The organism is Neobacillus niacini, assembly GCF_023715415.1.
GTDB classification, from domain to species: Bacteria; Bacillota; Bacilli; order Bacillales; family Cytobacillaceae; genus Neobacillus; species Neobacillus niacini_C.
In genome coordinates this window covers 372,440-396,589 of sequence record NZ_JAMBOB010000006.1, presented here as the reverse complement: position 1 = coordinate 396,589, position 24,150 = coordinate 372,440, and the positions used below count along the sequence as shown (strand labels likewise).

Here is a 24,150-nt window from a genome sequence, read left to right as displayed (position 1 = left end):
AACGGATGACACAAGCAGTACTGAATGAAAAAATAGAAGGATTTAAAAAGAGTATAGATGATATTACAGCGGTTTTGGAAAATACAGATGAGGGTGCACTTTATGTGAAACCTTCTGAAACAGAATGGTCCGCCATGCAAATTGTTTCTCATATTTTAGAAGCTGTACATTTCTGGGTTGAAGATCTGGGGGCGCTGCTAGTGGTTCCAGGAGCAAAATGGGGACGTAATCATGAACATGTACGCCGATTAGCGGCAGTAGATGAAAACGTTGTAGCTCGCATTAAGAAAGAGGATGCGATAACTGCTCTACAAAGCTTAGTCCCGAAAGTAGAGGCAGCACTTGAAAAAGTGGAAGAAGAGGATTTAGTAAGAACAGCTCCAAGTTATAATCCAAACTTTGACGGAAAACCATTATCCTTTTTAGTCGACCATTTAATCGTTAAGCATGTATCGGGTCATTATGGGCAACTCGTACGTCATTTAGAAAAAGTTCAGTAAGTAGAAAAAATATAGTACTTCGAAAAAGGACTCCTGCAAAGGAAGTCCTTTTCTGTTGGCATTAATCCTCTTTTACAACTCGCACGTGAGAGTCAAATTTTCCTTTATGAGAACCATCGCAAAAAGGTTTATTGTTGGAAAGCCCACAACGGCAAAGAGAAAAGGCAGGCTTTGTTTCCATTACATTTCCAGCTCCATCCAGCAATTCCACCTCTCCAGTAATCCGCAATGAACCATTATCATTTACTTTAATTTGAACCTTCGACATCTTCTGACACTCCTTTTAAAAGTACTCTTTTTTAGAATATATTGAATAGTAGGAAATTACAAGCGAGCAAAAACAATAGCTGTAACAAAATTATGTTACAATCAGCGTATGTCAACTAGGGGGAGATTTAAACATGGAGATTATGATAACAGCGGCAGCAGCTGAGAAACTTAATGGGCGAATAAATGGCCGGGAAGGCTATATAAAGCTAAAATACGATACAGAAGATTGCGGATGTGCGGTAAACGGTGTGATTGCCTTGTGGTTTGTACCGGAACTAGATACAGACGATATCACGATTGAGACAAACGAACAAAACGTTTATATAGAAAAGTCAAAAACGGTTTTCTTTGATGAAAAGATGACGATTGATTTTTCAAATGCAAGTAACACCTTTCAACTAAAAAGTCCGCAGCAAATCTTAAACGGCTATATGAGTTTTGTTGTGACGGAAAAAGCAAACTGACACACTTGGTAAAGGATCTGGTAAATAGACGGAAAAATTCCGCTTATATCGTAAATAGCTTCGAAATTAGCTTCCATAGGCGGAGAGATTCCGCCTATGGACTCGAAATATATGATAATGGGGGCTATTGCTTTGAATAACCGGAAAACCTCCCCTTATATACCCCGAAACGAGCTCCATTCTGCATCTAACCGGAAAATCTCCGCCTATTTTACTATTTTATATACCAATAACGATTCCAATACCACTTTCATTTCGGTACGTATTCTAAGAAAAGCACCTCAATACGGAACCCTTGGCCCAACTTGGGCAGTCTGTTTTTTAAAGAACGTCATATGTTGTTTATGCATTCTCAACGTATTTTGACAGAAATTTATCTATGACTCTGCGATAATCATCTGGATTTTCGTTAAAAGATTGAGCATGGCGACCATTTGTAGCGAGATATAGCATTTTTGGACCCTGTTTTTTTTCATATAATTCCCTCGTCATGGCTGGAAGAATAAAATCATCGTTTTCACTGTGAATGAATAAAATGGGATTTTTGATATGATCAATAACGGAAACAGGTGAAACGTGCTGGATGGAATATTTTTCACGAAAGCGTAAAATAAAATCAGAAATCGGAATTAACAGCGATGGAATCATCTTGTATTCTTTTTTAAGCTGATAGGAAAGCTGCTCTTTTAAGTCAGAGAATGGACAGTCGGCAATATAGAAATCAGCCCCATCCTCAAGCATTCCAGCATACAACAGCATCGTAGCTGCTCCCATTGATTCACCATGAATACCGAGAGTAAGAGTCGGTCCCCTCTCTTTCTTTATCCAATCAATAACAGCCTTTAAATCGAACTTTTCATAGTGACCAAAGCTGGTTGTTTTTCCACCGGACTCTCCGTGACGCCGATGGTCGTAAATGACGGCATTAAACCCTCGCTCTAAAAAAAGATTCATATATTTTATTGAGTTAATCTTTGTTTCTGTCACACCATGGGAAATAATCACGTACTGATTGGACTCGTGCGGCTCAACCAGCAGAGCTTTAATCGGATAGCCGAAGGGTGAATCAATGATAACCTCACGTTTAGGAAGTGAATCAAAATGTTCTGGATTAAATCTTCCCGCCTCTTTTTCACGCTGTACAATAAATTGCTCATCCTTTTTCTTCATATACATTAGCCGATTTGTGAAATAAAAACCTAAAGAAAATGTAAATAAGAATGAAAGTAAAAGAACTCGCAAAGCTTTTCTCACAAGTACACCTCCAAAAGGTCTCTAAAAGTAATAATTTGGTAACGTTGGCTTTTATTTTAACATAGGAAAAGCCGCTAACTCCATTTAGCGGCCTCGTAAATATCAATTATTGTTCAGCATTTTGTCTCTTTGTAGGATGAATGGCTTTTTCTATTTCCTCGGCAGAAATCATTCGCTTTCCACCACCTGCTGATTCTGCGTAATCCTTACCTCTTTGGCTGTTACCCTTATCCCGTTTTTGGCTCATAATCGTAAGACTCCCTTCGAAGTGGTTTCATTTAATAAGGTGCTTATATGGCAGCTTGATTATTCATCTTAGCGACTAGATGAAAATGAATGATTTCATCAATCGAGGTGTTGATTCAAAAAAACAAGAATAAATGAAATTTTGACAAAATAAGAGGATTTTCTGTGCTCAGACTCGAATTAGTATAAGGTAATAGTACATAAAAGGAGATGTAAAAAATGAGCCAAACAGAAGTAGTAATTGTAAGTGCTGTTCGTACTGCACTAGGTAATTTTAACGGAAGTTTAAAAAATGTATCAGCTCCAGAATTAGGAGCAACAGTTATTAAAGGTGCACTCGAACAAGCTGGTCTGAAACCTGACCAAGTTGACGAGGTCATCTTAGGAAACGTACTGCAAGCAGGTCTTGGTCAAAATCCAGCTAGACAGGCTGCAATTGGTGCAGGAATCCCTGAAAGTGTTTCCTCAATGACAATAAATAAAGTTTGCGGCTCGGGTTTAAAAGCTGTTCACCTAGCAACACAGGCAATTCTAGCAGGAGATGCTGAGATTGTTGTCGCTGGTGGAATGGAGAATATGAGCCAAGCTCCTTACCTAATAAAAAATGCCCGTGAAGGTTTTAAAATGGGTGATCAAAAAATAATTGATACTTTGACGAGTGATGGACTGACATGTGTTTTTAACAAATATCATATGGGACTAACAGCTGAAAACTTAGCTGATAAATATTCAATTACAAGGGAAGAGCAGGACCAGTTTTCAGCACTAAGTCAGGAGAAGGCTGTCAATGCGATTGAAGCAGGTAAATTTAAGGATGAAATTATTCCTGTTGTAATTCCACAGCGCAAAGGGGATCCAATTGTTTTTGATACGGATGAGTATCCGAAAAAGGGGACCACAGCTGAAAAACTTGCAGGATTACGTCCAGCCTTCAAAAAAGAAGGCAGTGTAACCGCTGGAAATGCATCCGGAATCAATGATGGCGCAGCCGTTTTGGTGGTTATGAGCAGGAAGAAAGCTGACGAACTAGGGATTAAGCCATTAGTAGTAATTAAAGGAAATGCAAGTGCTGGTGTTGATCCAAGCATTATGGGAATCGGCCCGGTTCCAGCGGTGAAAAAGGTTCTGGAAAAAACGTCAATCTCTATGGAAGAGCTCGAGTTAATCGAAGCAAATGAGGCATTTGCTGCCCAATCACTGGCAGTTGACCGTGAACTTCATTTTAATAAAGAAATTTTAAATGTTAATGGCGGTGCTATTGCACTTGGTCACCCAATCGGCGCAAGCGGAGCAAGAATACTGGTCACTTTGATTCATGAAATGAAAAGAAGAAGTGCCAAAAAGGGATTGGCAACACTTTGTATTGGCGGCGGTCAAGGGGTAGCAACGATCGTTGAGTTGGCGTAAGCCTTAAAAGAGGGGAGAAAATAGCACAATGAAGAAAATTAGTACATCCTTCCAGGAAGCAGTCGCAGATATTCAAGATGGAGCTACGTTGATGGTCGGCGGTTTCGGTTTGTGCGGCATTCCTGAAAATCTAATCTTAGCGTTGGTAGAAAAAGGGGTAAAGGATTTAACGGTCATTTCCAATAACTGTGGAATCGATGATTGGGGTCTTGGGCCGCTTTTGAAAAATAAACAGATTAAGAAAATGGTAGGCTCCTATGTGGGAGAAAATAAAGAGTTTGAAAGACAGGTTTTAGCAGGTGAGCTTGAAGTAGAACTGACACCACAAGGCACGTTAGCGGAAAAAATAAGAGCTGGCGGTGCGGGAATTCCAGCGTTTTATACTCCTGCTGGGGTAGGAACACCAATTGCCGATGGCAAGGAAACCAAGATTTTTAATGGTAGAGAGTACCTGCTAGAAGAGGCTTTGACTGCTGATTTTAGCCTTGTTAGGGCTTGGAAGGGCGACAAGATGGGGAATCTTGTCTATCACAAAACAGCCAGAAACTTTAATCCGATGATTGCCGCTGCCGGAAAAGTAACGATTGCTGAAGTGGAAACACTCTGTGAAATCGGAGAACTCGATCCGAACTTTATTCATACGCCGAGTGTTTACGTTCAGATGATTATAGAAGGCAAGCAGGAAAAAAGAATCGAGAGATTGACAGTTACAAAATAGATTGCCGGAAGGAGAAAGTACCAATGGTCTCAGTTAGAGAGAGAATAGCAATAAGGGCAGAAAAAGAAATCGAAGACGGTTTTTATGTGAACTTAGGAATTGGAATGCCGACACTGGTAGCTAATTTTATATCCGGAAATAAGCAGGTTGTTCTGCAATCAGAGAATGGATTACTTGGAATTGGTCCTTATCCAACTGAGGAAGAGGTAGACCCTGATTTAATAAACGCTGGAAAAGAGACGGTAACTGCCATTAGTGGTGCTTCCTATTTTGATAGTGCTGAATCGTTTGCAATGATTCGTGGCGGACACATTAATATAGCCATTCTTGGAGGTATGGAGGTTTCTGAAACAGGAGACCTTGCTAACTGGATGATTCCGGGTAAAATGATTAAGGGGATGGGTGGAGCCATGGACCTTGTCCATGGGGCTCAGAAAATTATTGTCATTATGGAGCATGTCAACAAGCGCGGTGAATCAAAAATATTAAAAGAATGTACACTTCCGTTAACCGGAAAAGGTGTCGTTCATCGAATTATCACCGAGCGGGCAGTAATGGATGTAACACAATCAGGATTAAGACTGGTTGAGGTAGCCTCAGGGTATACAGTCGAGGATGTTATAAACTCAACAGAAGCTTCATTAACAGTAGACGAAAACGTGGTCCTCGAAGCCTATTAAGAATATCCAGCAGGCTGTTATCCTAACAGCCTGCTTTTTCTATTAAAAATGCTATAATTATAAAGTATGAAATGATGATTATGGGGGAGTTTAGGATGAAAAAGAAAACAAAACAAAAAAATCAATCTAAACCAAAAAAAGAAGAAGCAGCGGTAACGCTTAAAGATATGATTAATCCTGAATTAATCAAGCAGCTAAAGGAACAGCAGGACCAGCTCAAGGCAGCAGAGGAACTGAAAAAAGAAGCAGAAGAGCAACGGAAACGTGAAGAACGCCGTTTAAAAGAGAAAAATAAATCTTTCGAGGATTTACTCAACGAGAGCGGCATGAACTGGAAGGAATTTAAATAGGAGGCCAAATGGCTCTCCTATTTTACCGATGTTCTTTATACCTCCCAGCCTTTGAAATCTCTTTAATAATGGTAACTTCTTGTTGTGTTAAGGGCTGGCTTCTAATTGACTTAGCATTGATTCTAACTTGTTCCGGACTGCTAGCTCCTGCAATGACAGAAGCAACAGCAGGATGTGCCAAATTATATTGTAGGGCTATTTCGGTAAAGGAGCGATCCGATGCCAGCCTGTCCGCTAGCGTTGGTAATACCTCAAGCAACTCTTGTTCACTATAGTCTTGATATCCTTTGTGAGACACTTTTTCCAACATTTTATCACTTAATAAGCCCTTTGCGAGCGGACCTCGGGTCACTACACTAATTCCATGCTCATGCAGCAAAGGTAATGCCTCTTCTTCTGGACGTCTGTCTAAAATGCTATATTGCATCATAACAGAAACAAGATGAGACTTCTTTACAAACTCTCGAATAACATTTGGGCGAATCGATGAAATTCCATAATAGTGTATAAAGCCCTCCGCCTTTAATTCTTCAAAAGCCTCTATCACATCATCAACAGGGTCCTCAATAGTACCACCGTGGAGCTGGTAAAGGTCAATATAATCGGTGCCAAGTCGTTTTAAACTTTGTTTGACTGCTTCTTTTATGTACGATTTGGATGGGTCCCAAGACCAGCCGGATTTATCGGACTTCCAACGGTTTCCGACTTTTGTTGCAATAACTACCTTATCTCGGACTTCCTTTAAAGCTGTACCAACGATTTTTTCATTTTCACCAAAATCATATAAATCTGCGGTATCAAAATAATTGATTCCCTCATCTAATGCAGTCTCGATAATCTCTCTTGCAGCTTTCTCCTCTGTGCCAATTGACATGCAGCCTAAACTTAACTCTGTTACCCATAAATCTGAGTTTCCCAGTTTTCTCTTTTTCAAAAATTTTCACCCCGTCCTTTTCTATAATTTTACGAAATTCAGGGGAAGACTACAAATTAAGAAATCATTTTGGAGCGACTTTATCAACCCATTCGGCAACGGTGGAATATTCCTTATTGTATTCTTTAAGCTTTTGGATAATTTCCCATCCCTTACCTACAAGAATTATTCCTTTCTCATGCACGTATACCTTCATCCCATACCCCTCCAAATAATGTATGGTAAAATGTATGAGCAGCAAGTACTGAAATAGAACAGGAGCTGACCTAGTTGAATAATCTTATTGAAAAGACAATACATAGCGAAGAAATTTTTTCAGGTAAAGTCATCAGCCTTCACCTTCAAGATGTTGAGCTTCCAAATGGAAAGCAGTCAAAAAGGGAGATAATTAAACACCCAGGTGCAGTTGCTATATTGGCCATCACCGAAGATAAAAAAATTGTAATGGTTGAACAATTTCGTAAAGCACTTGAGCGGACGATTGTTGAAATACCAGCAGGAAAGTTAGAAAAAGATGAAGAACCTGCTCTATGTGCCCGTCGGGAATTAGAAGAAGAAACAGGGTATGAATGTGAAAGTCTGGAGCTGCTTGTCTCATTCTATACATCACCTGGATTTGCAGATGAGATTGTTCATTTATTTGTGGCCAAAGGATTAACAAAGAAAGAAAATAGTGCAGCACTTGATGAAGATGAATTTGTGAACATTGTGGAATTAACACTGGATGAAGCCATCCAATATATAAAAGAACAAAAAATTTATGATGCTAAAACGGCCTATGCCGTTCAATACTTACAGCTGCAAGAGGCATTAGTAAAAAGATGAATCGCTATTATGTAGACTTACATATTCACATCGGAAGAACCTGGACAGGTAAGCCAGTAAAAATAACAGGCGCAAAATCGTTAACATTTACGAATATCATTGAGCATGCAAGGCATGAAAAAGGTCTAAATATGATTGGAATTATCGATAGCCACTCACCAGAAGTAATCCTTGAAATGGAAAGCCTTGTTTCGAGCGGAGACGTCGTTGAACACCCAGATGGAGGTTTAGCATTCGGTGACTTAACGGTAATCCTTGGTTCCGAGTTAGAAATCTATGATGAACAATGCAATGGACCGATTCATGTACTTTGTTATTTTCCTACTATCGTGATAATGAGAGAGTTTTCTAATTGGCTATCGGGTCATTTGAAAAATGTTCAATTGAGTTCGCAGCGAATTTACGCGTCAGGTCTAGATTTGCAAAAAAAAGTTAAAGAATTAGGCGGAATCTTTATTCCAGCACATGTGTTTACACCTTTTAAAAGTCTATATGGGAAAGGTGTCAAATCATCTTTAACAGAAGTATTCGATCCAGACATGATCGATGGAATTGAGCTTGGTTTGAGTTCAAATACGATGATGGCCGATCAGATTAATGAATTACACAACTATACCTTTGTGACCAATTCAGATGCTCACTCTTTAGCGAAAATTGCCCGTGAATATCAGGTGATATCGATGAAGGAACCATCATTTAAAGAATTAGAAATGGCATTGAAGAAGGAGAAAGGACGACATATCCTTGCGAATTACGGATTGGATCCACTCCTTGGTAAATATCACAAAACTGTCTGTGCAGAATGTTTACATCCGGCTAGTGAGGAAGACCAAATTTGTACTCAATGTGGGAATAAAAAAATCATTAAAGGTGTAGCCGACCGAATTCTTGAGTTAAAAACTGCTGATAAGAGTCCAGAAGGGCGTCCACCCTATATCCATCAAGTCCCGCTAGATTTTATTCCGGGATTAGGACCAAAATTACTCGAAAAACTTGTCAATCATTTTGGTTCTGAAATGGCCATATTGCATGAAGTTCCCTATCAGGCATTAACCGAAGTGGTTCCAGCAAAGATTGCTGATCTAATCATGAAAGCGAGAGAAGGAAAAGTTACTTTAGCGGCAGGCGGCGGAGGAAAATACGGAAAATTGCAGACTAAATAGATATTTCTATTAAAAGCCTGGCAGAGTCACTTATCTGCCAGGTTTTTGATTTTATATTGAAGTATATCTGAGATGACATGCTATTCTCTCTTTTAAAATGAAAATCTATTAATTTATCGTCATAGAACTACTAGAAAGGCATAAAATGTAATAACTGATTAGGAGAAATAGGAGGGACTGCAGATGAAGAAACGATTGTACCAGAACGATGCCGCTAGTTATTTCCGTGAGCATTCCTCAATTTTTTTATTTATTGTCATATTATTTTTAATGGGTGTAATCTTTGGGGCAATTGTTGTGAATAGCATGAGCATCACCCAAAAGGAAGACTTATTTTATTATTTATCACAATTTTTTGGTCAAATTCTGAATGGGAAAGTTGCAGAAAATAGTGAACTATTTGCTCAAAGTTTTCTCCATAACATCAAGTTTATTGGGCTCATTTGGATACTAGGAATTTCAATTATTGGGCTGCCGGTCATTCTCATTCTTTTATTTATAAAAGGATTGGTGGTAGGTTTTACGGTAGGATTTCTTGTTAGTCAATTGGGATTGAAGGGATTTTTACTTGCATTTGTATCCATTCTCCCACAAAATCTGATTATCATTCCCGTTTTCATTCTGATGGCTGCTTTATCGGTGGTATTCTCATTGAGAATGATTAAAAAACAATTCTTTAAAACTTATGGACAACCGATTTTACCGTTCTTTAAAAACTATATTCTCACCTTCATAGTTGCGATAGTTCTTATTTCTGCTGCTTCAGGGATAGAGTCTTATGTATCGCCATGGCTAATGAAAACAATGATGGGAACACTTGATTTATAATTATTACTATTTAATACTAAATATAATTTGTTGTTTATAATAATTTTATTTTGACACCTCTTTCTCATCTGTTATAATGAGAATAGCAGCGGCGAGGGAGGGACTTCGGGATGGAAACTAGAATTGAAAGAATAAAAAAGCATTTGCATTCGTCAAGTTATAAGCTAACACCTCAACGTGAAGCAACCGTTCGGGTATTGTTAGAACATGAAGAGGATCATTTAAGTGCAGAAGATGTATACCTCCTCGTTAAAGAAAAGTCGCCTGAAATTGGATTGGCTACTGTTTATCGTACACTTGAGCTATTAACTGAATTGAAAATTGTAGATAAAATTAACTTCGGTGATGGAGTTTCCCGTTATGACCTTCGCCAAGAAGGGGCAGCACATTTTCATCATCATCTTGTTTGTATTGAATGTGGAGCAGTTGATGAAATTCAAGAAGATCTTCTTGAAGATGTGGAGGCTGTGGTGGAACGCAGATGGAACTTTAAGATAAAAGACCATCGTCTCACATTTCATGGCATTTGCTATCGGTGCCTAGATAAAGGAAAAGTAGAAGAACAAGCCGAATAATAAACAAAAGTCCTTTTTAGTTAAAAGGGGCTTTTTTTCATTTCTTTTTCCCATTCCTCATAAAATTTATTGGCCAGAATACTGCCTATAGGTATAAAAGGTGGACAAATTGGCATATCTTTTACTAGGATGATTATTTGGGGGAAGGTAAATGTTCTCTTTTATTAAAGTAGTATTACAAACCATCAAGGTTTTTATCATATTCACCGGGTGCACGATACTCTTTTATTATGGTATTATGTGGGTAAATGAGGAGTATCAAAATTACCACCGCTATGATTCACCAGAAGGCTCTGCTTTAAAGGTTTCCACAATAAATAAGGATGAAAATCCTGTCTGGCTGGATCGGCTGATTTTGTTTTACTTAAATGGGGAGTAGTATTCAATGGATGAAGATTTGAAAAATTTTATGCAGTTTTTATTGGTAGAAAAAAGGGTGGCAAAGAATACGCTGCTATCATACGAACGGGATTTGAAAAACTATCTTCGCTACTTAAAAAACGTAGAGGCAGTTGAAACTTTAAATCATGTACAGAAGGCTCATATAGTCCATTTCCTAAACTTTTTAAAGGAGCAAGGGAAATCTCCGAAGACATTGGCTAGGCATGTTGCTTCCATCCGTGCTTTCCATCAATTTTTATTACGAAATCATACTGCCAATCAGGACCCATCAATTCTTATCGAGATTCCTAAGTCAGAAAGGTCAATACCTAAAATTTTAAGTTTAGAGGAAGTAGAAAGACTTTTAGATATAGCATACGGACAAGGGCATTTTGCATTAAGGGACAAGGCAATGCTAGAAATCCTTTATGCTACTGGTATCCGTGTCAGTGAACTTATTCAAATTGATGTAGAACATGTTAATTTAACAATGGGCTTCGTTACTGTTATCGGAAAAAGTAATAAAGAGCGAATTATTCCAGTTGGAGGACCGGCAGCGGAAAGCTTAAAACGTTATCTGGAGCATGGAAGACCAAATTTTTTATTGGAGAATCGAACGGAGGATTCATTATTCCTAAACCATCATGGAAAGCGGCTATCGCGTCAGGGGTTTTGGAAGATTTTGAAAAAACTAGCAAATGAAGCTGGTATTAAGGATGAGTTAACGCCGCACACACTTCGACATTCATTTGCAACACATCTATTACAAAATGGGGCAGATTTAAGGGCAGTCCAAGAAATGCTTGGACATGCTGATATATCTACTACGCAAATTTATACGCAGTTATCGAAAACAAGGTTAATGGATGTCTATAGTAAATTCCATCCTAGAGCTTAATAGGATACTAATTTAATAACAAATAAAAAAAATTCGAAAAGCTGCCATATTTATGGATAGCTTTTTCTTGTAATTTTACTAGAGTTTAGTAAAATATAGAGGTCAGACTTCTGACAATTGATTTTAAAAAGTGTTAATAATCCTATTTTAATGAGGGTAATCTATTTTTATTAATAGTCAAAGTTTTTTAGAAAAAGGAGGAAGACTAGAATGGCATTAAATACATATAAGCGAATATTTCTAATTGTGATGGACTCTGTTGGAATCGGTGAATCACCAGATGCAGAAAAGTTTGGTGATAAAGGGGCAGATACCCTTGGACATATTGCTGAAAGAATGAACGGTCTAACTATGCCAAATATGGGGAAATTAGGCTTAAGTAATATTCGTGAAATTAAGGGGATTGAAAAAGCTGAAAGACCATTGGCGTACTATACTAAAATGATGGAAGCATCGAACGGAAAGGACACCATGACTGGTCACTGGGAGATTATGGGGTTGAATATCCAAACACCTTTCCGAGTATTCCCAGATGGATTCCCAGATGAGCTTCTTTCGGAGCTAGAAGAACGTACGGGTAGAAAAATTATTGGCAATAAACCTGCCAGCGGAACAGAGATCCTCGATGAACTTGGCGAAGAACATATGAATACAGGAGCATTGATCGTCTATACTTCTGCAGATTCTGTCCTTCAAATTGCAGCACATGAAGAAATTGTTCCTATTGAAGAACTATATAAAATATGTAAAATCGCCCGCGAATTAACCCTCGATGAAAAATACATGGTCGGCCGTGTGATTGCTCGTCCATTCTTGGGTGAACCAGGTAACTTTAAGAGAACTGCTAATCGTCATGACTATGCATTAAAACCATTTGATAGAACCGTTATGAGTGAGATGAAAGACGCTGGATTAGATGTCATTGCGATTGGAAAAATCTCTGATATCTATGATGGTGAAGGGGTTACACAGTCTCTGAGAACGATTTCTAATATGGATGGTATGGATAAGCTAGTGCAAACACTGGATATGGATTTTACTGGTATGAGCTTCTTAAACTTAGTTGATTTTGATGCACTATTTGGACATCGCCGCGATCCAGAAGGCTATGGAAAAGCTCTTGAAGAATATGATGCTCGCTTATCAGAAGTGTTTGCCAAATTAAAAGAGGATGATTTATTAATCATTACAGCAGATCACGGAAATGATCCAGTAGCACCAGGAACGGATCATACACGTGAATATGTACCATTAATTGTTTATTCAAGAAAGATGGCAGAAGGCAAAGAGCTTCCTATTCGCGAAACATTTGCTGATATTGGGGCAACAGTTGCAGAAAACTTTAAAGTGAAAATGCCTAATTTCGGAAAAAGCTTCTTACAAGAACTAAATTAAAGGGGAATGAACATGAACGTAGAGAAAATTCAAAATGCCGTAGGATTTTTAAAAGAAAAGTATTCAAACACACCAAAGGTTGGTCTTATCTTAGGATCCGGACTTGGGGTTTTAGCGGATGAAATTGAGAACCCTGTCAAAATACCATATAATGAAATCCCAGATTTTCCTGTTTCAACGGTGGAAGGTCATGCGGGACAGCTAGTTTTTGGCATATTAAATGGAGTGGAAGTAGTAGCGATGCAAGGACGTTTCCATTTCTATGAGGGCTATGGAATGGATAAAGTAACCTTCCCAGTTCGTGTTATGAAGGAACTTGGTGTAGGGATGCTAATTGTGACAAATGCCGCAGGCGGGGTAAATGAAAGCTTTGAAGCAGGAGATTTAATGATTATTACCGATCATATTAATTTTATGGGTACCAATCCATTAATCGGACCGAATGATTCAAAGCTAGGTGCTCGTTTCCCTGATATGTCAGAGGCTTACTCAAAAGAATTAAGGGCTATAGCGAAAGAGATTGCTTCACAGATTAACTTAAATGTAAAAGAAGGCGTATACTTCGGAAATCCAGGACCAGTTTATGAAACTCCTGCAGAAGTTAGAATGGTAAGAACACTTGGCGGGGATGCTGTTGGTATGTCTACGGTACCCGAGGTTATTGTTGCCCGTCATAGCGGCATGAAGGTACTAGGTATTTCCTGCATTTCTAATATGGCAGCTGGCATACTAGATCAGCCATTAACACATGATGAAGTAATGGAAACAACGGAAAGAGTGAAGGCAAACTTTCTATTATATATAAAAGAGATTGTTAAAAGCATAGCAAAGTGAAATTGAAATTATCTTAAAAGAAGTGGTGATTAATAATGAGAATGGTTGATTTAATTGAGAAAAAAAGAGATGGCCAGGAACTAACTACACAAGAAATAAAGTATATTATCAATGGTTACACAGATGGTTCCATACCAGATTATCAGGTTAGTGCCCTAACCATGGCAATCTTTTTTCAAGGGATGACAGAAAAAGAAAGAGCGGATTTAACGATGGCAATGGTTGAATCTGGCGATCAAATTGATTTATCACAAATCGAAGGAATTAAAGTAGATAAGCATTCAACTGGTGGGGTAGGGGATACAACAACACTAGTACTTGGCCCTCTCGTAGCAGCACTAGATGTTCCGGTTGCAAAAATGTCAGGTCGCGGTTTAGGACACACCGGCGGTACGATTGACAAATTAGAAGCAGTAAAAGGTTTCCATGTTGAAATCGAGAACGAGGAATTCATTGAGTTAGTTAATAAAAACAAGATAGCAGTCATTGGGCAAAGTGGGAACTTAACACCTGCTGATAAAAAGTTGTATGCGTTAAGAGATGTAACAGCAACCGTAAATAGTATCCCATTAATTGCAGGCTCCATCATGAGCAAAAAAATCGCAGCGGGTGCTGATGCCATTGTTCTAGATGTAAAAACGGGCGCTGGTGCTTTCATGAAAACAATTGAAGACTCAAGAGAACTGGCGAAAGCAATGGTAGGTATCGGAAACAATGTTGGTAGACGAACGATGGCAGTTATTTCTGACATGAGTCAACCGCTTGGGTTTGCAATCGGAAATGCACTTGAAGTGAAGGAAGCGATTGATACCCTAAAGGGTGAAGGGCCAGAGGACTTAACTGAGCTTTGTTTAACACTTGGCAGTCACATGGTTTACTTAGCAGAAAAGGCAGGTTCCTTAGCCGAAGCACGCACAATGCTAGAAGGTGTCATTAAAGATGGCTCGGCACTTGAAAAGTTTAAGGTCTTCCTAAGCTCACAAGGTGGAGACGCATCGATTGTTGATGATCCTTCAAAGATGCCTCAAGCTCAATTTACATTCGAGCTAGAAGCGAAAGAAGATGGTTATGTTTCTGAAATTGTTGCGGATGAAGTAGGAACGGCTGCGATGAAATTAGGAGCAGGAAGAGCGACCAAAGAGTCTGTCATTGATTTAGCTGTAGGACTTGTTTTAAGAAAGAAAATCGGCGATCAAGTGAAAAAAGGTGATTCTTTAGTAACGATTTATAGTAATTTTGAAGATGTAAGTGAAGTAAAAGCAATGCTTTATGAAAATATCATCGTTTCTTCTGAAAAAGTAGAAGCACCAATTCTAATTCATGAAGAAATAACAGAATAGAATCTATAAGTGAAAGTCCAGGAAAAGATCCTGGACTTTTTTTATTTTATTGTCAGGAAAATATTGTATAAAGTTGTTGGATTTGGAAAAAATGGAATCTATATAAAGAATGGAGGGTTATGCGAATGAAACGATATATTTCTTTACTGGTAATAGCCTTGTTACTTACAAGTCTATGGATTCCATCTGCATCAGCAGAAGAAAAACCGAATACGGATATAACAGATAATGTAAGATCCGCGATTTTAATTGAGCGTGATACTGGTCAAATTCTATATGAGAAAAATAGTAATGAGGAGCTCCCGCCTGCAAGCATGACAAAAATTATGACCATGCTTCTTATTATGGAAGCAATTGATCAAGGAAAACTCAAATGGGATGAAAGTGTCCGTACCAGTGAATATGCTGCTTCAATGGGGGGGTCTCAAATCTTCCTTGAGCCTGGGGAAGAAATGACGGTGAAGCAAATGCTCCAAGGTATTGCGATTGGCTCTGGAAATGACGCATCCGTAGCCATGGCTGAGAAAATTGCAGGATCGGAAGAAGCATTTGTTGACATGATGAATAACAAAGTAAAGGAACTTGGTTTAAAGAATACTACTTTTAAAAATACTACAGGTCTTCCTGGTAGCGGTCATTATAGTTCCGCACACGATATGGCGGTTATGGCTAAAGAGCTATTAAAATATGAAGACATAACAAAGTTTACTGGAATGTATGAAGCATACCTACGTGAGGATACAGATAAAAAATTCTGGCTTGTTAACACCAATAAATTAGTCCGCTTTTACCCAGGGGTAGATGGATTAAAAACAGGATTCACTGCTGAAGCAAAGTATTGTTTAACAGCAACCGCACAAAAGGATGGCATGCGTGTCATTGCAGTTGTATTTGGTGCACCGACTTCAAAAGAAAGAAATGCCCAAGTGACAAAGATGCTTAATTATGCGTTCGCTCAATACCAAACACACCCAATGTTCAAGCGTAATGAAGTGATTGGCAATGCTCATGTTAACAAAGGGAAAGACAAGAAAGTAGAGGCAGTAACAAGCGAACCTCTTTCATTACTTACCAAAAAAGGTGAAAAGACAGAAGATGTTAAACGAAAAGTCACACTTGATAAAAACCTAAACGCTCCAATTAAAAAAGGAGATAAGGTTGGAACCATTCAATTTGTGAAAGAAGGAAAAGTAGTCCTTGAAAGTGAGTTAGTTGCGAAGAACGAAGTAAAAGAAGCAACTTGGTGGACGCTGTATAAACGTTCATTCGGAATGTTCACAAAAGCAGGTAAGTAGCAACATCATTTTGTCGAATATCAACTTTTTTTAGCAAATTACAACTAGTTTTGTCTTGATAGAAGGAGATTGTTCTAACGGTAACGAATTGACTCACTATACCAGATGAAGGAGGCTAGGGATAGTGAGTCTTAACATTGAAATGGAAATAAAACATGATGTTTTATGCTTGCGTTTAAGTGGCGAACTCGATCATCATACAGCGGACGAATTACGAGAAAAAGCTGCCAATGCAATTGAAAAAAATGATATTCGTCATATAGTTTTAAATCTAGAACAGCTTTCTTTTATGGATAGCTCTGGGTTAGGTGTCATTTTAGGGCGATATAAGCAAATCAAGCAGGTGCATGGTGAAATGGTCGTTTGTGCGATTTCCCCTGCAATACAACGATTATTCGATATGTCGGGGATTTTTAAAATTATTAAGCTAGAGCCGACAGAAGAGTTTGCATTGCAAAGATTGGGGGTGGCCTGAGTGAAGAATTCAATGAATCTTCAATTCAGTGCTTTAAGTCAAAATGAATCATTTGCCCGTGTCACGGTTGCTGCTTTTATTGCACAGCTTGACCCTACAATGGACGAACTGACTGAAATTAAAACTGTTGTTTCTGAAGCGGTAACCAACTCCATTATACATGGTTATGAAAATGACCCGGATGGGATTGTTTATATCCAGGTAACCATTGAAGATAATTTAGTGGATATCTCGATTAAAGATGTCGGACTAGGTATTGTAGATGTGGAGGAAGCTCGACAGCCATTATTTACAACGAAACCAGATCTAGAAAGATCTGGTATGGGATTCACTATCATGGAAAATTTCATGGATGAGGTTGAGGTTCTCACACAGCCAGGTAAAGGAACCGAAGTAAGACTAAAAAAGCATTTACACACAAGCAAAATGCTATGCAATTAAGGAGACTTGCCAATGGATGTGGAGGTCAAAAAAGATAAAGCGCAAACGTATTTAAAGGACCATGAAGTTAAGGAACTTATTAAGAAAAGCCAAGACGGCGACCAAGCAGCAAGAGACCTTATTGCTGAAAAAAATATGCGTCTTGTTTGGTCCGTTGTCCAGCGGTTTCTAAATAGGGGATATGATCCAGATGATCTTTTTCAAATTGGATGTATCGGACTGCTGAAATCTGTAGATAAGTTTGATCTTTCCTATGATGTGAAATTTTCTACCTATGCGGTTCCAATGATTATTGGTGAAATACAAAGGTTTATTCGCGATGATGGGACGGTAAAGGTTAGCCGTTCATTAAAGGAAATGGGCAACCGAATTAGAAAAGCGAAGGATGAATTATCGAAAACGTATGGAAGAATTCCAACGGTTAATGAAATTTCAGAACATCTTCAGCTGTCACCAGAGGATGTTATTCTGGCCCAAGAGGCTAGTCGGACTCCCTCTTCGATTCACGAAACAGTTTATGAAAATGATGGAGACCCTATTACATTATTAGATCAGATTGATGATGGAAATGAAGGGAAATGGTTTGATAAAATTGCCTTAAAAGAAGCGATTCGAGAATTGGACGAACGTGAGCGGCTGATTGTTTATTTACGCTATTATAAGGATCAAACCCAATCGGAAGTAGCAGTGAGACTGGGAATTTCTCAGGTGCAAGTGTCAAGACTTGAGAAAAAGATATTGCAGCAAATGAAAGACCGTATGGATCTCTAATCCATACGGTCTTTTTTTTTAGTAAAGTAAGAAATTTTGCCCATACTAGTTATACAAGGAAATCAATGTGTGGGGAGTGAATGTTTTGGAAAAAACAGTCTACATCCGCATGCGGAATCGAGTTCTCGTAAAACCGGATGAAAAAGTTTATTTATTGGATATTGCCCAGATTATTGCTCCAGAAACTGTAATACCAGAATTGAAAAATCTGATGGTTTACCAAGTATCCATAAAAGATAAAAATATTATCATCATCGATGTCATGAAAGTAATTCAAATGATTTCGAATCTGATGGAGGATGTCGAGGTCCAAACGATTGGACCCTCACAAACAATTATAGAAGTAATGCTAAAGAAAAAACAAATGTCGACTCCTCTTTTTATCTTGATATGGTTTTTATTATTTTTCGGTTCAGCAATGGCCATTATGAATTTTCATGACGATGTCAGTATGCGGAGTGTTCAAGAAAAGTTATACAAGATAATAACAGGTGTCGAAGATTCTAAGCCATGGATTTTTCAAATCCCTTATTCAATCGGTTTAGGTCTTGGCATGATATTATTCTTCAACCATGTATTCCAAAAAAGAATCAACGAAGAACCAAGTCCCCTGGAAGTCGAGATGTTTAACTATCAAATGGATTTAGATAACTATGTAATCATTCATGAAAATAAGGAAAGTATTAAACGTACAAATGACGATTAAAGTCATAATAGTAATGTTTATCGGGCTTGCAGGTGGATTAGCAGTTGGTTCAGGTTTTGTTGCCTTTCTTACAGTACTAGGAATTATCCCTAGGCTGACACAATTATCGAAGACAATGAAGATGATTCGGCACTATGAATGGGCTGTTGTAATAGGAGCGCTATCAGGTTGTGCAGGGAGCTTAAGAGATCCTATATTGGGCCTATCCCCATATTTTATGCTGCCTCTTGGACTTGCTGGAGGGGTCTTTGTAGGGATGTTAGCAGCAGGACTTACAGAAGTATTGAACGTATTTCCTGTTCTTGCAAAAAGACTTGGGATTGATGGGAAAATAATTATCTTAATCATGGCGATTGTTTTAGGGAAAATTGTTGGGTCAATTTTTCAATGGGTCTATTTTGTTCATCATTAAAGTAAGGAATGAAAGGACATCCTAGAATGAGTATTCGCAGGCGGGTTATATTAATTACTGATGGTGATGAGTACGCAAAGAGAGCAGTAGAGAGTGTCGCCAAAGAAGTAGGCGGTCGTTGTATCTCTATGTCTCAAGGGAATCCTTCCCTGCTAACAGGATCGGAACTTGTGAAATTAATTAAAAAGGCTGCAAATGACCCAGTATTAGTAATGTTTGATGACAGTGGACTTGTTGGTGAAGGTGCAGGAGAAAGAGCGTTAAGATATGTCGCCACGCATAAGGACATTGAAGTCTTGGGTATTATAGCTGTTGCTGCAAAGACACATCAGGCGGAGTGGACTAGAATCGATGTAAGTATTGATCGGGAAGGTGAACTAACTCCTTATGGTGTTGACAAACACGGTATACCAGAGCTAGAGATTGGAAGATTAAATGGAGACACCGTATACTGCCTTGATGAATTAGATGTTCCAATCATTGTTGGAATCGGAGATGTAGGAAAAATGGCAAGGCGGGACCATTATGAACGCGGTGCCCCCATTACGAAAAAAGCGGTAGAACTAATCCTCGAAAGGAGTGGATTTCGTGACGAGAGAAAACGAACAAGCATGGCCGATACCTGAATCACTGCAAGAAATTGAACATTACATGAAACAGCGGGTTGGGCTGGGTGTAAGTTTTGACTTTGGTGTCCGGAAGTTAAAAATATTAAAAAAAGATGTCCATTTTTACTGGATAACTGGTTTATGTGATACTCAATTTATTATTGAAACCGTAGAAGAATTAGTACGCATAAATGATCATGAGAAATTGTCGGCTGATTTATTTAAAATAGTTGAAAACAGACTCGTTAATCAATCAGTTAGTCCCATTAAAACACTTGATGAAATGGTTACACAGGTTTTATCAGGATTAATTGTTGTGGTAGTAGAAGGAGCAAATACTGCTCTTGCAGTTGACGTCAGAAGCTATCCCGGTCGTTCACCTCAGGAGCCGGATACAGAAAAAGTAGTTAGAGGTTCACGTGACGGGTTTGTTGAAAATATTGTTATCAATACTGCATTAACCAGAAGAAGAATACGTGATGAACGTCTCCGCTTTGAGATTCTTAAAGTGGGTGAACGTTCAAAAACAGACATAGCCATTGGCTACATCAATGATATTGCAGACCCAGACTTAGTGAATATTCTTCGTAAAGAACTTAAGTCCATTAAAATCGATGGGATTCCGATGGCCGATAAAACAATAGAAGAATTTATTCTAAAACAAGGTTTTAATCCTTATCCATTGGTAAGATATACAGAACGTGCCGATGTAGCGGCTGCTCATCTATTAGAAGGTCATGTAGTTATTTATGTGGATACGTCACCAAGTGTCATTATTGCCCCAACCACGTATTTCCATCATGTCCAGCATGCCGAGGAGTTTCGGGAAGCCCCCATAATGGGTACCTTTGTCCGTTGGTCTCGGTTTTTAGGTATATTGACATCTATATTCCTACTGCCATTATGGCTATTGTTTGTGTTAGAACCGTCTTTGCTGCCTGAAAGGCTTTCTTTCATTGGTCCAAATGAACAAACGAATATTCCAATCGTCATGCAGATTTTATTAGCTGACTTTGGGCTAGAGTTTTTAAAAATAGCAGCCATACATACACCAACTCCGCTATCGACAGCCATGGGATTAATTGCGGCAGTGTTAATAGGTCAAATTGCTATCGAAGTTGGTTTGTTTGTCCCAGAAGTTATCCTATACGTTGCGGTTGCAGGTATTGGTACGTTCACTACACCGAGTTACGAGTTAAGTGTTGCAAATAAAATAGGAAGAATAGCCCTATTAATCCTTGTTGCTATTTTCCATACGCCTGGTTTCGTAATTGGATCTACTTTACTATTTATCCATTTAGTCACAACAAGGACTCTTAATACTCCGTATTTTTGGCCATTTCTCCCTTTTGAACCAAAGGGATTCTTGCAAATTATTTTCCGACGGGCAATACCTGGATCAATCCTTCGTCCAAGCATTGTTCATCCGAGGAATCGCTATCGCCAGCCGCCGGATGGAGAATAAATTATTGCGGAAAAGATTGTGTTATGCTAAAGTATTTTTAATTATATAAAAGGATAAAAAGCTAAAAATAGGCAGTATCCTTTGTGGATTCTGTCTATTTATTTATTACTTTTTTAAGCACGTACCGTACACTAATAAAGAGTAAAGTCTTTACGAAAGAGAGGGAAGGGTATGTATTTTTACGGGACAACAGGCGTAAACGGCAAGGGTAATTTGGAAATAGGCGGAGTAGATGCAGTAGAGTTGGCCGAGCAATTTGGAACTCCTCTCTATGTATATGACGTATCATTAATGAGGGAAAGAGCAAGAGGATTTAAGAAGACCTTTGAAGAGCAAAATGTAACAGCACAGGTAGCATATGCCAGTAAGGCCTTTTCAACGATTGCGATGCTACAGCTTGCAGAGGAAGAAGGACTATCTCTTGATGTAGTTTCAGGAGGAGAATTATATACTGCTATTGCTGCGGGATTTCCGGTTGAAAGAATCCACTTTCATGGAAACAATAAAAGCAGAGAAGAATTAGTTATGGCATTAGACAACCAAATTGGCTGTATCGTTGTTGATAATTTTTATGAATTAGAACTTTTAAAGACAATCTGCATCGAAAGAGATTCATCCGTAAGTATATTACTTCGGGTTACTCCTGGAATTGAAGCACATACACATGATTATATCTTAACAGGTCAGGAAGATTCGAAATTTGGTTTTGACTTACAAAATGGACAAGCGGAGGAAGCTTTAGTGACGGCTCTTCGTTGTAATCACTTTGAAGTTTTAGGATTGCATTGTCATATTGGATCCCAAATATTTGAGACAACCGGCTTCTTGCTCGCTGCCGAAAAAATTGTTGGCAAAATGAATCAATGGAAAAATACACTTAACTTTGAAGCAAAAGTCCTTAATCTAGGCGGAGGCTTTGGGATTCGCTATACTAGCGAAGATGAACCACTGCAACCTTCACAATATGTTAGTGAAATTATTAAAGAGGTAAAGCGATTAATTCAGGAAAACTCAATGACAATGCCGGAAATATGGATAGAACCTGGAAGGTCTCTTGTTGGTGATGCAGGTACAACACTCTATCAAATTGGTTCATCTAAAGAAGTTCCTGGTGTGAGAAAATATTTAGCAGTTGATGGCGGGATGAGTGATAATATAAGACCTGCTCTCTATCAGGCGAAGTATGAAGCGGTTCTTGCTAATAGGCCTTTAGCAAAAAGCACGAATAAGGTTTCCATTGCTGGTAAATGCTGTGAATCTGGTGATATGCTGATTTGGGATTTACCACTTCCGGAAACAAAAGAAGATGATCTGCTAGCTGTTTTTTGTACAGGTGCCTATGGTTATTCAATGGCAAATAATTATAATCGTATTCCACGTCCAGCAGTGGTCTTTGTTGAAAATGGAAAGGCAACGCTTGTTGTGAAAAGAGAAACTTACGAAGATTTACTTCGATTAGATTTGCCATTAAAATAAACAAGCTGCCGTCCATAGCGGCAGTTTATTTGTTTTCTAATCCAGCTGCAGCGCCTAGGGGCTCGGGGTCATATGCCAATCCGACAAGAAGGTAAAGACCAACCTTCTTGTCGGATTGGCATATGCCTGTCGCCCCTGTGCAAGGCGCTTCCGCTTTTTATTTATAGAATGGATTATTTTTTGTATATAGTGTAGAATGACAACATGTACGCTATCTTCAAATCATATTTGGAGGTTAACTTGTGAAGAGTAGTAATTGGAAAGTCTTTGGTATTCTATTAGGACTAGCACTTATTTGGGGGATTATCTATTGGGTTTTTATTGTACCGAAATAATGATACTTGGGATTGATAGGCAAACCTTTATTATGTATGATTGACAATAATGAAACACTTTACGAAATTGACTACATATTATAAAGAAAACTGTTTATTTATAAGTTTGTTGGAAAAAATATATTATCCCTAACTGGGTTTATTTAATATAATGAGGGAGCTATTATGTTAATTCGTTATAAGAAAACATTTGAAAAGATAGCCATGGGCTTGTTGTCCTTTATGCCTACGGAAAAGGACTTGAAGAAACTCCAATTCACCATTAAGGAGTATGAAACAGAAGAGAACTTACAGCTCTTTCTATGGAAGGAAGAAGACATTATTGGTCTGATTGGGGTTCAAATGAACAATGATGATTCTGTGTTAATGATTCAACATATTTCTGTCAATCCCTCACATCGTTATCAAGGGGTTGGAAAAAGAATGGTTAAAGCTCTGAAGGATATGTATCCTGACAAGCAAATAACCGCAAATGACAACACAGCACCATTTGTTGAGAAGTGTGATTTTTGCTAACTAAAACATTGAAAGGCAACGAGGCTTTTATTCGTTGCCTTTTCTATTCCGAAGTGCTTCTAAACGTTCTTCAATGACCATTGTTCTATCACGTAATTTATGCCTATGAACGATGGATACATTCTCTAAGTTACTCTTCTCTCCCCATTTAAAACCTTTTTCTTCACACACCTTCGTACATGCTTCTATAAGAATAGGATCGATTACTGGAAGATTAATGCTTTGATAGCATTCCTCGTTTTGGATTTCATCAAGAAGTTTTGTAAGTGAAGGAAAAAAAACATTACCATCTAAACCCTTTATGGATAAAGAATTTACCTTTAAGGACAAGATAGTAATAGCTTTTTTCAGCGTTCTTTCAGCCCCTTTAAAATTTCCTCTTCGATGATGGTACCTTGACACCGCTAATAGGATGAAGCCTACCCAGACTGAATCCTTTTGTTTATCGTTAGATTCCTTCCAATACTCTTCTAGGATTTCGTGGCATTCAAAATAATCACGATTTCCATTAAAATGAACTAAAAATTGAACATACTGCTCTGGGTACAAAAAATCACCCCTAAAAAGTTAAGTTATGTACAGTGTAGC

At 38.4% G+C, this 24,150-nt stretch carries 31 protein-coding genes; 25 read left to right on the top strand and 6 right to left on the bottom strand.

What is annotated here, in order from left to right:
• The first annotated feature begins 5 nt into the window (after positions 1-5).
• Positions 6-500, top strand: a complete 495-nt coding sequence (locus M3189_RS16740; protein WP_251635465.1) for a DinB family protein — start codon at positions 6-8, stop codon at positions 498-500.
• Between the two features lie 61 nt (positions 501-561).
• On the opposite strand, the gene M3189_RS16735 is transcribed toward M3189_RS16740, so the two are convergent.
• Positions 562-768, bottom strand: coding sequence for a CDGSH iron-sulfur domain-containing protein (locus M3189_RS16735; protein ID WP_251635464.1), 207 nt, complete (start codon positions 766-768; stop codon positions 562-564).
• A 133-nt stretch (positions 769-901) separates the two neighbouring features.
• On the opposite strand from M3189_RS16735, the gene M3189_RS16730 reads away from it, so the two are divergent.
• The gene (locus tag M3189_RS16730) at positions 902-1,234 is read left to right on the top strand and encodes an iron-sulfur cluster biosynthesis family protein (protein WP_251635462.1); all 333 of its coding nucleotides are present in this window, start codon (positions 902-904) and stop codon (positions 1,232-1,234) included.
• A 342-nt stretch (positions 1,235-1,576) separates the two neighbouring features.
• On the opposite strand, the gene M3189_RS16725 is transcribed toward M3189_RS16730, so the two are convergent.
• Together M3189_RS16725 and M3189_RS16720 are read right to left on the bottom strand one after the other, a co-directional pair.
• Entirely contained in the window at positions 1,577-2,488 is a 912-nt protein-coding gene (locus M3189_RS16725) for an alpha/beta hydrolase (protein ID WP_251635459.1), read from the bottom strand.
• Positions 2,489-2,594: 106 nt separating this feature from the next.
• Positions 2,595-2,735, bottom strand: a complete 141-nt coding sequence (locus M3189_RS16720) for a hypothetical protein (protein WP_251635457.1) — start codon at positions 2,733-2,735, stop codon at positions 2,595-2,597.
• A 218-nt stretch (positions 2,736-2,953) separates the two neighbouring features.
• Between M3189_RS16720 and M3189_RS16715 the strand changes: the two genes are divergently transcribed.
• From M3189_RS16715 to M3189_RS16700, 4 genes are all read left to right on the top strand, one after another.
• A complete protein-coding gene (locus M3189_RS16715) occupies positions 2,954-4,141 on the top strand; it encodes an acetyl-CoA C-acetyltransferase (RefSeq protein WP_251635455.1) in 1,188 nt (395 codons plus the stop codon).
• 28 nt (positions 4,142-4,169) lie between these two features.
• The gene (locus M3189_RS16710; RefSeq protein WP_251635453.1) at positions 4,170-4,859 is read left to right on the top strand and encodes a CoA transferase subunit A; all 690 of its coding nucleotides are present in this window, start codon (positions 4,170-4,172) and stop codon (positions 4,857-4,859) included.
• Between the two features lie 23 nt (positions 4,860-4,882).
• Positions 4,883-5,539: a 3-oxoacid CoA-transferase subunit B gene (locus tag M3189_RS16705; RefSeq protein ID WP_251635451.1), complete on the top strand. Its 657-nt coding sequence runs from the start codon at positions 4,883-4,885 to the stop codon at positions 5,537-5,539.
• Between the two features lie 95 nt (positions 5,540-5,634).
• The gene (locus tag M3189_RS16700) at positions 5,635-5,889 is read left to right on the top strand and encodes a YqkE family protein (protein ID WP_251635450.1); all 255 of its coding nucleotides are present in this window, start codon (positions 5,635-5,637) and stop codon (positions 5,887-5,889) included.
• 22 nt (positions 5,890-5,911) lie between these two features.
• Here the strand turns inward: M3189_RS16700 and M3189_RS16695 are convergent, their stop codons facing one another.
• Both M3189_RS16695 and mciZ read right to left on the bottom strand, forming a co-directional pair.
• Complete coding sequence (locus M3189_RS16695) at positions 5,912-6,823, bottom strand: aldo/keto reductase (RefSeq protein WP_251635448.1); 912 nt, start codon at positions 6,821-6,823, stop codon at positions 5,912-5,914.
• 64 nt (positions 6,824-6,887) lie between these two features.
• Positions 6,888-7,019 carry a Z-ring formation inhibitor MciZ gene (gene mciZ, locus M3189_RS16690; RefSeq protein WP_251635446.1) on the bottom strand — a complete coding sequence of 44 codons (132 nt, stop codon included), beginning with the start codon at positions 7,017-7,019 and terminating at the stop codon, positions 6,888-6,890.
• Positions 7,020-7,093: 74 nt separating this feature from the next.
• Here mciZ and M3189_RS16685 point away from each other — a divergent pair, with 74 nt between their 5' ends.
• From M3189_RS16685 to M3189_RS16595, 19 genes are all read left to right on the top strand, one after another.
• On the top strand, positions 7,094-7,648 hold the full coding sequence (locus tag M3189_RS16685; protein ID WP_251635444.1) for an NUDIX hydrolase: 555 nt from the start codon (positions 7,094-7,096) through the stop codon (positions 7,646-7,648).
• Complete coding sequence (locus M3189_RS16680; protein WP_251635442.1) at positions 7,645-8,811, top strand: endonuclease Q family protein; 1,167 nt, start codon at positions 7,645-7,647, stop codon at positions 8,809-8,811. The genes M3189_RS16685 and M3189_RS16680 overlap by 4 nt, the downstream gene beginning before the upstream one ends.
• Positions 8,812-8,994: 183 nt before the next feature.
• On the top strand, positions 8,995-9,639 hold the full coding sequence (gene spoIIM / locus M3189_RS16675) for a stage II sporulation protein M (protein ID WP_251635440.1): 645 nt from the start codon (positions 8,995-8,997) through the stop codon (positions 9,637-9,639).
• A gap of 110 nt (positions 9,640-9,749) precedes the next feature.
• Positions 9,750-10,214: a Fur family transcriptional regulator gene (locus tag M3189_RS16670; protein ID WP_251635438.1), complete on the top strand. Its 465-nt coding sequence runs from the start codon at positions 9,750-9,752 to the stop codon at positions 10,212-10,214.
• A 151-nt stretch (positions 10,215-10,365) separates the two neighbouring features.
• The gene (locus M3189_RS16665; protein ID WP_251635436.1) at positions 10,366-10,593 is read left to right on the top strand and encodes a YqzK family protein; all 228 of its coding nucleotides are present in this window, start codon (positions 10,366-10,368) and stop codon (positions 10,591-10,593) included.
• 6 nt (positions 10,594-10,599) lie between these two features.
• Positions 10,600-11,493 carry a site-specific tyrosine recombinase XerD gene (gene xerD, locus M3189_RS16660; protein WP_251635434.1) on the top strand — a complete coding sequence of 298 codons (894 nt, stop codon included), beginning with the start codon at positions 10,600-10,602 and terminating at the stop codon, positions 11,491-11,493.
• A gap of 210 nt (positions 11,494-11,703) precedes the next feature.
• Positions 11,704-12,888, top strand: a complete 1,185-nt coding sequence (gene deoB / locus M3189_RS16655; protein WP_251635432.1) for a phosphopentomutase — start codon at positions 11,704-11,706, stop codon at positions 12,886-12,888.
• 12 nt (positions 12,889-12,900) lie between these two features.
• Complete coding sequence (locus M3189_RS16650) at positions 12,901-13,722, top strand: purine-nucleoside phosphorylase (RefSeq protein ID WP_251635430.1); 822 nt, start codon at positions 12,901-12,903, stop codon at positions 13,720-13,722.
• Positions 13,723-13,757: 35 nt separating this feature from the next.
• The gene (locus M3189_RS16645) at positions 13,758-15,062 is read left to right on the top strand and encodes a pyrimidine-nucleoside phosphorylase (RefSeq protein WP_251635429.1); all 1,305 of its coding nucleotides are present in this window, start codon (positions 13,758-13,760) and stop codon (positions 15,060-15,062) included.
• A 125-nt stretch (positions 15,063-15,187) separates the two neighbouring features.
• Positions 15,188-16,357 carry a D-alanyl-D-alanine carboxypeptidase family protein gene (locus M3189_RS16640; protein WP_251635427.1) on the top strand — a complete coding sequence of 390 codons (1,170 nt, stop codon included), beginning with the start codon at positions 15,188-15,190 and terminating at the stop codon, positions 16,355-16,357.
• A gap of 124 nt (positions 16,358-16,481) precedes the next feature.
• Complete coding sequence (gene spoIIAA / locus M3189_RS16635; protein WP_251635425.1) at positions 16,482-16,832, top strand: anti-sigma F factor antagonist; 351 nt, start codon at positions 16,482-16,484, stop codon at positions 16,830-16,832.
• A complete protein-coding gene (gene spoIIAB / locus M3189_RS16630; RefSeq protein WP_251635423.1) occupies positions 16,833-17,273 on the top strand; it encodes an anti-sigma F factor in 441 nt (146 codons plus the stop codon).
• A gap of 12 nt (positions 17,274-17,285) precedes the next feature.
• The gene (gene sigF, locus M3189_RS16625; RefSeq protein WP_034677308.1) at positions 17,286-18,044 is read left to right on the top strand and encodes an RNA polymerase sporulation sigma factor SigF; all 759 of its coding nucleotides are present in this window, start codon (positions 17,286-17,288) and stop codon (positions 18,042-18,044) included.
• A gap of 85 nt (positions 18,045-18,129) precedes the next feature.
• Positions 18,130-18,750, top strand: coding sequence for a stage V sporulation protein AA (locus M3189_RS16620; protein ID WP_251635414.1), 621 nt, complete (start codon positions 18,130-18,132; stop codon positions 18,748-18,750).
• Complete coding sequence (locus M3189_RS16615; RefSeq protein ID WP_251635412.1) at positions 18,740-19,162, top strand: stage V sporulation protein AB; 423 nt, start codon at positions 18,740-18,742, stop codon at positions 19,160-19,162. Before M3189_RS16620 ends, M3189_RS16615 begins: the two co-directional genes overlap by 11 nt.
• Positions 19,163-19,188: 26 nt before the next feature.
• Positions 19,189-19,788, top strand: a complete 600-nt coding sequence (locus M3189_RS16610; RefSeq protein ID WP_251635410.1) for a stage V sporulation protein AE — start codon at positions 19,189-19,191, stop codon at positions 19,786-19,788.
• On the top strand, positions 19,751-21,235 hold the full coding sequence (locus M3189_RS16605; RefSeq protein WP_251635408.1) for a spore germination protein: 1,485 nt from the start codon (positions 19,751-19,753) through the stop codon (positions 21,233-21,235). Before M3189_RS16610 ends, M3189_RS16605 begins: the two co-directional genes overlap by 38 nt.
• 171 nt (positions 21,236-21,406) lie before the next feature.
• A complete protein-coding gene (gene lysA, locus M3189_RS16600; protein ID WP_251635407.1) occupies positions 21,407-22,711 on the top strand; it encodes a diaminopimelate decarboxylase in 1,305 nt (434 codons plus the stop codon).
• 500 nt (positions 22,712-23,211) lie between these two features.
• The gene (locus M3189_RS16595) at positions 23,212-23,562 is read left to right on the top strand and encodes a GNAT family N-acetyltransferase (protein WP_251635405.1); all 351 of its coding nucleotides are present in this window, start codon (positions 23,212-23,214) and stop codon (positions 23,560-23,562) included.
• A gap of 27 nt (positions 23,563-23,589) precedes the next feature.
• Here M3189_RS16595 and M3189_RS16590 read toward each other — a convergent pair whose 3' ends face one another.
• A complete protein-coding gene (locus M3189_RS16590) occupies positions 23,590-24,111 on the bottom strand; it encodes a DUF309 domain-containing protein (RefSeq protein ID WP_251635403.1) in 522 nt (173 codons plus the stop codon).
• Positions 24,112-24,150 lie beyond the last annotated feature (39 nt).

Excerpts from the sequence above, each read along its gene's own strand:
- M3189_RS16610 (WP_251635410.1), top strand. The coding sequence starts at position 19,189 with ATGAGTATTCGCAGGCGGGTTATATTAATTACTGATGGTGATGAGTAC.
- M3189_RS16640 (WP_251635427.1), top strand. The coding sequence starts at position 15,188 with ATGAAACGATATATTTCTTTACTGGTAATAGCCTTGTTACTTACAAGT.
- xerD (WP_251635434.1), top strand. The coding sequence starts at position 10,600 with ATGGATGAAGATTTGAAAAATTTTATGCAGTTTTTATTGGTAGAAAAA.
- M3189_RS16705 (WP_251635451.1), top strand. The coding sequence starts at position 4,883 with ATGGTCTCAGTTAGAGAGAGAATAGCAATAAGGGCAGAAAAAGAAATC.
- sigF (WP_034677308.1), top strand. The coding sequence starts at position 17,286 with ATGGATGTGGAGGTCAAAAAAGATAAAGCGCAAACGTATTTAAAGGAC.
- M3189_RS16715 (WP_251635455.1), top strand. The coding sequence starts at position 2,954 with ATGAGCCAAACAGAAGTAGTAATTGTAAGTGCTGTTCGTACTGCACTA.
- M3189_RS16665 (WP_251635436.1), top strand. The coding sequence starts at position 10,366 with ATGTTCTCTTTTATTAAAGTAGTATTACAAACCATCAAGGTTTTTATC.
- M3189_RS16710 (WP_251635453.1), top strand. The coding sequence starts at position 4,170 with ATGAAGAAAATTAGTACATCCTTCCAGGAAGCAGTCGCAGATATTCAA.
- lysA (WP_251635407.1), top strand. The coding sequence starts at position 21,407 with ATGTATTTTTACGGGACAACAGGCGTAAACGGCAAGGGTAATTTGGAA.
- M3189_RS16650 (WP_251635430.1), top strand. The coding sequence starts at position 12,901 with ATGAACGTAGAGAAAATTCAAAATGCCGTAGGATTTTTAAAAGAAAAG.
- M3189_RS16645 (WP_251635429.1), top strand. The coding sequence starts at position 13,758 with ATGAGAATGGTTGATTTAATTGAGAAAAAAAGAGATGGCCAGGAACTA.
- M3189_RS16730 (WP_251635462.1), top strand. The coding sequence starts at position 902 with ATGGAGATTATGATAACAGCGGCAGCAGCTGAGAAACTTAATGGGCGA.
- mciZ (WP_251635446.1), bottom strand. The coding sequence starts at position 7,019 with ATGAAGGTATACGTGCATGAGAAAGGAATAATTCTTGTAGGTAAGGGA.
- spoIIM (WP_251635440.1), top strand. The coding sequence starts at position 8,995 with ATGAAGAAACGATTGTACCAGAACGATGCCGCTAGTTATTTCCGTGAG.
- M3189_RS16740 (WP_251635465.1), top strand. The coding sequence starts at position 6 with ATGACACAAGCAGTACTGAATGAAAAAATAGAAGGATTTAAAAAGAGT.
- M3189_RS16735 (WP_251635464.1), bottom strand. The coding sequence starts at position 768 with ATGTCGAAGGTTCAAATTAAAGTAAATGATAATGGTTCATTGCGGATT.
- M3189_RS16720 (WP_251635457.1), bottom strand. The coding sequence starts at position 2,735 with ATGAGCCAAAAACGGGATAAGGGTAACAGCCAAAGAGGTAAGGATTAC.
- M3189_RS16595 (WP_251635405.1), top strand. The coding sequence starts at position 23,212 with ATGTTAATTCGTTATAAGAAAACATTTGAAAAGATAGCCATGGGCTTG.
- M3189_RS16680 (WP_251635442.1), top strand. The coding sequence starts at position 7,645 with ATGAATCGCTATTATGTAGACTTACATATTCACATCGGAAGAACCTGG.
- M3189_RS16670 (WP_251635438.1), top strand. The coding sequence starts at position 9,750 with ATGGAAACTAGAATTGAAAGAATAAAAAAGCATTTGCATTCGTCAAGT.
- M3189_RS16700 (WP_251635450.1), top strand. The coding sequence starts at position 5,635 with ATGAAAAAGAAAACAAAACAAAAAAATCAATCTAAACCAAAAAAAGAA.
- M3189_RS16615 (WP_251635412.1), top strand. The coding sequence starts at position 18,740 with ATGACGATTAAAGTCATAATAGTAATGTTTATCGGGCTTGCAGGTGGA.
- deoB (WP_251635432.1), top strand. The coding sequence starts at position 11,704 with ATGGCATTAAATACATATAAGCGAATATTTCTAATTGTGATGGACTCT.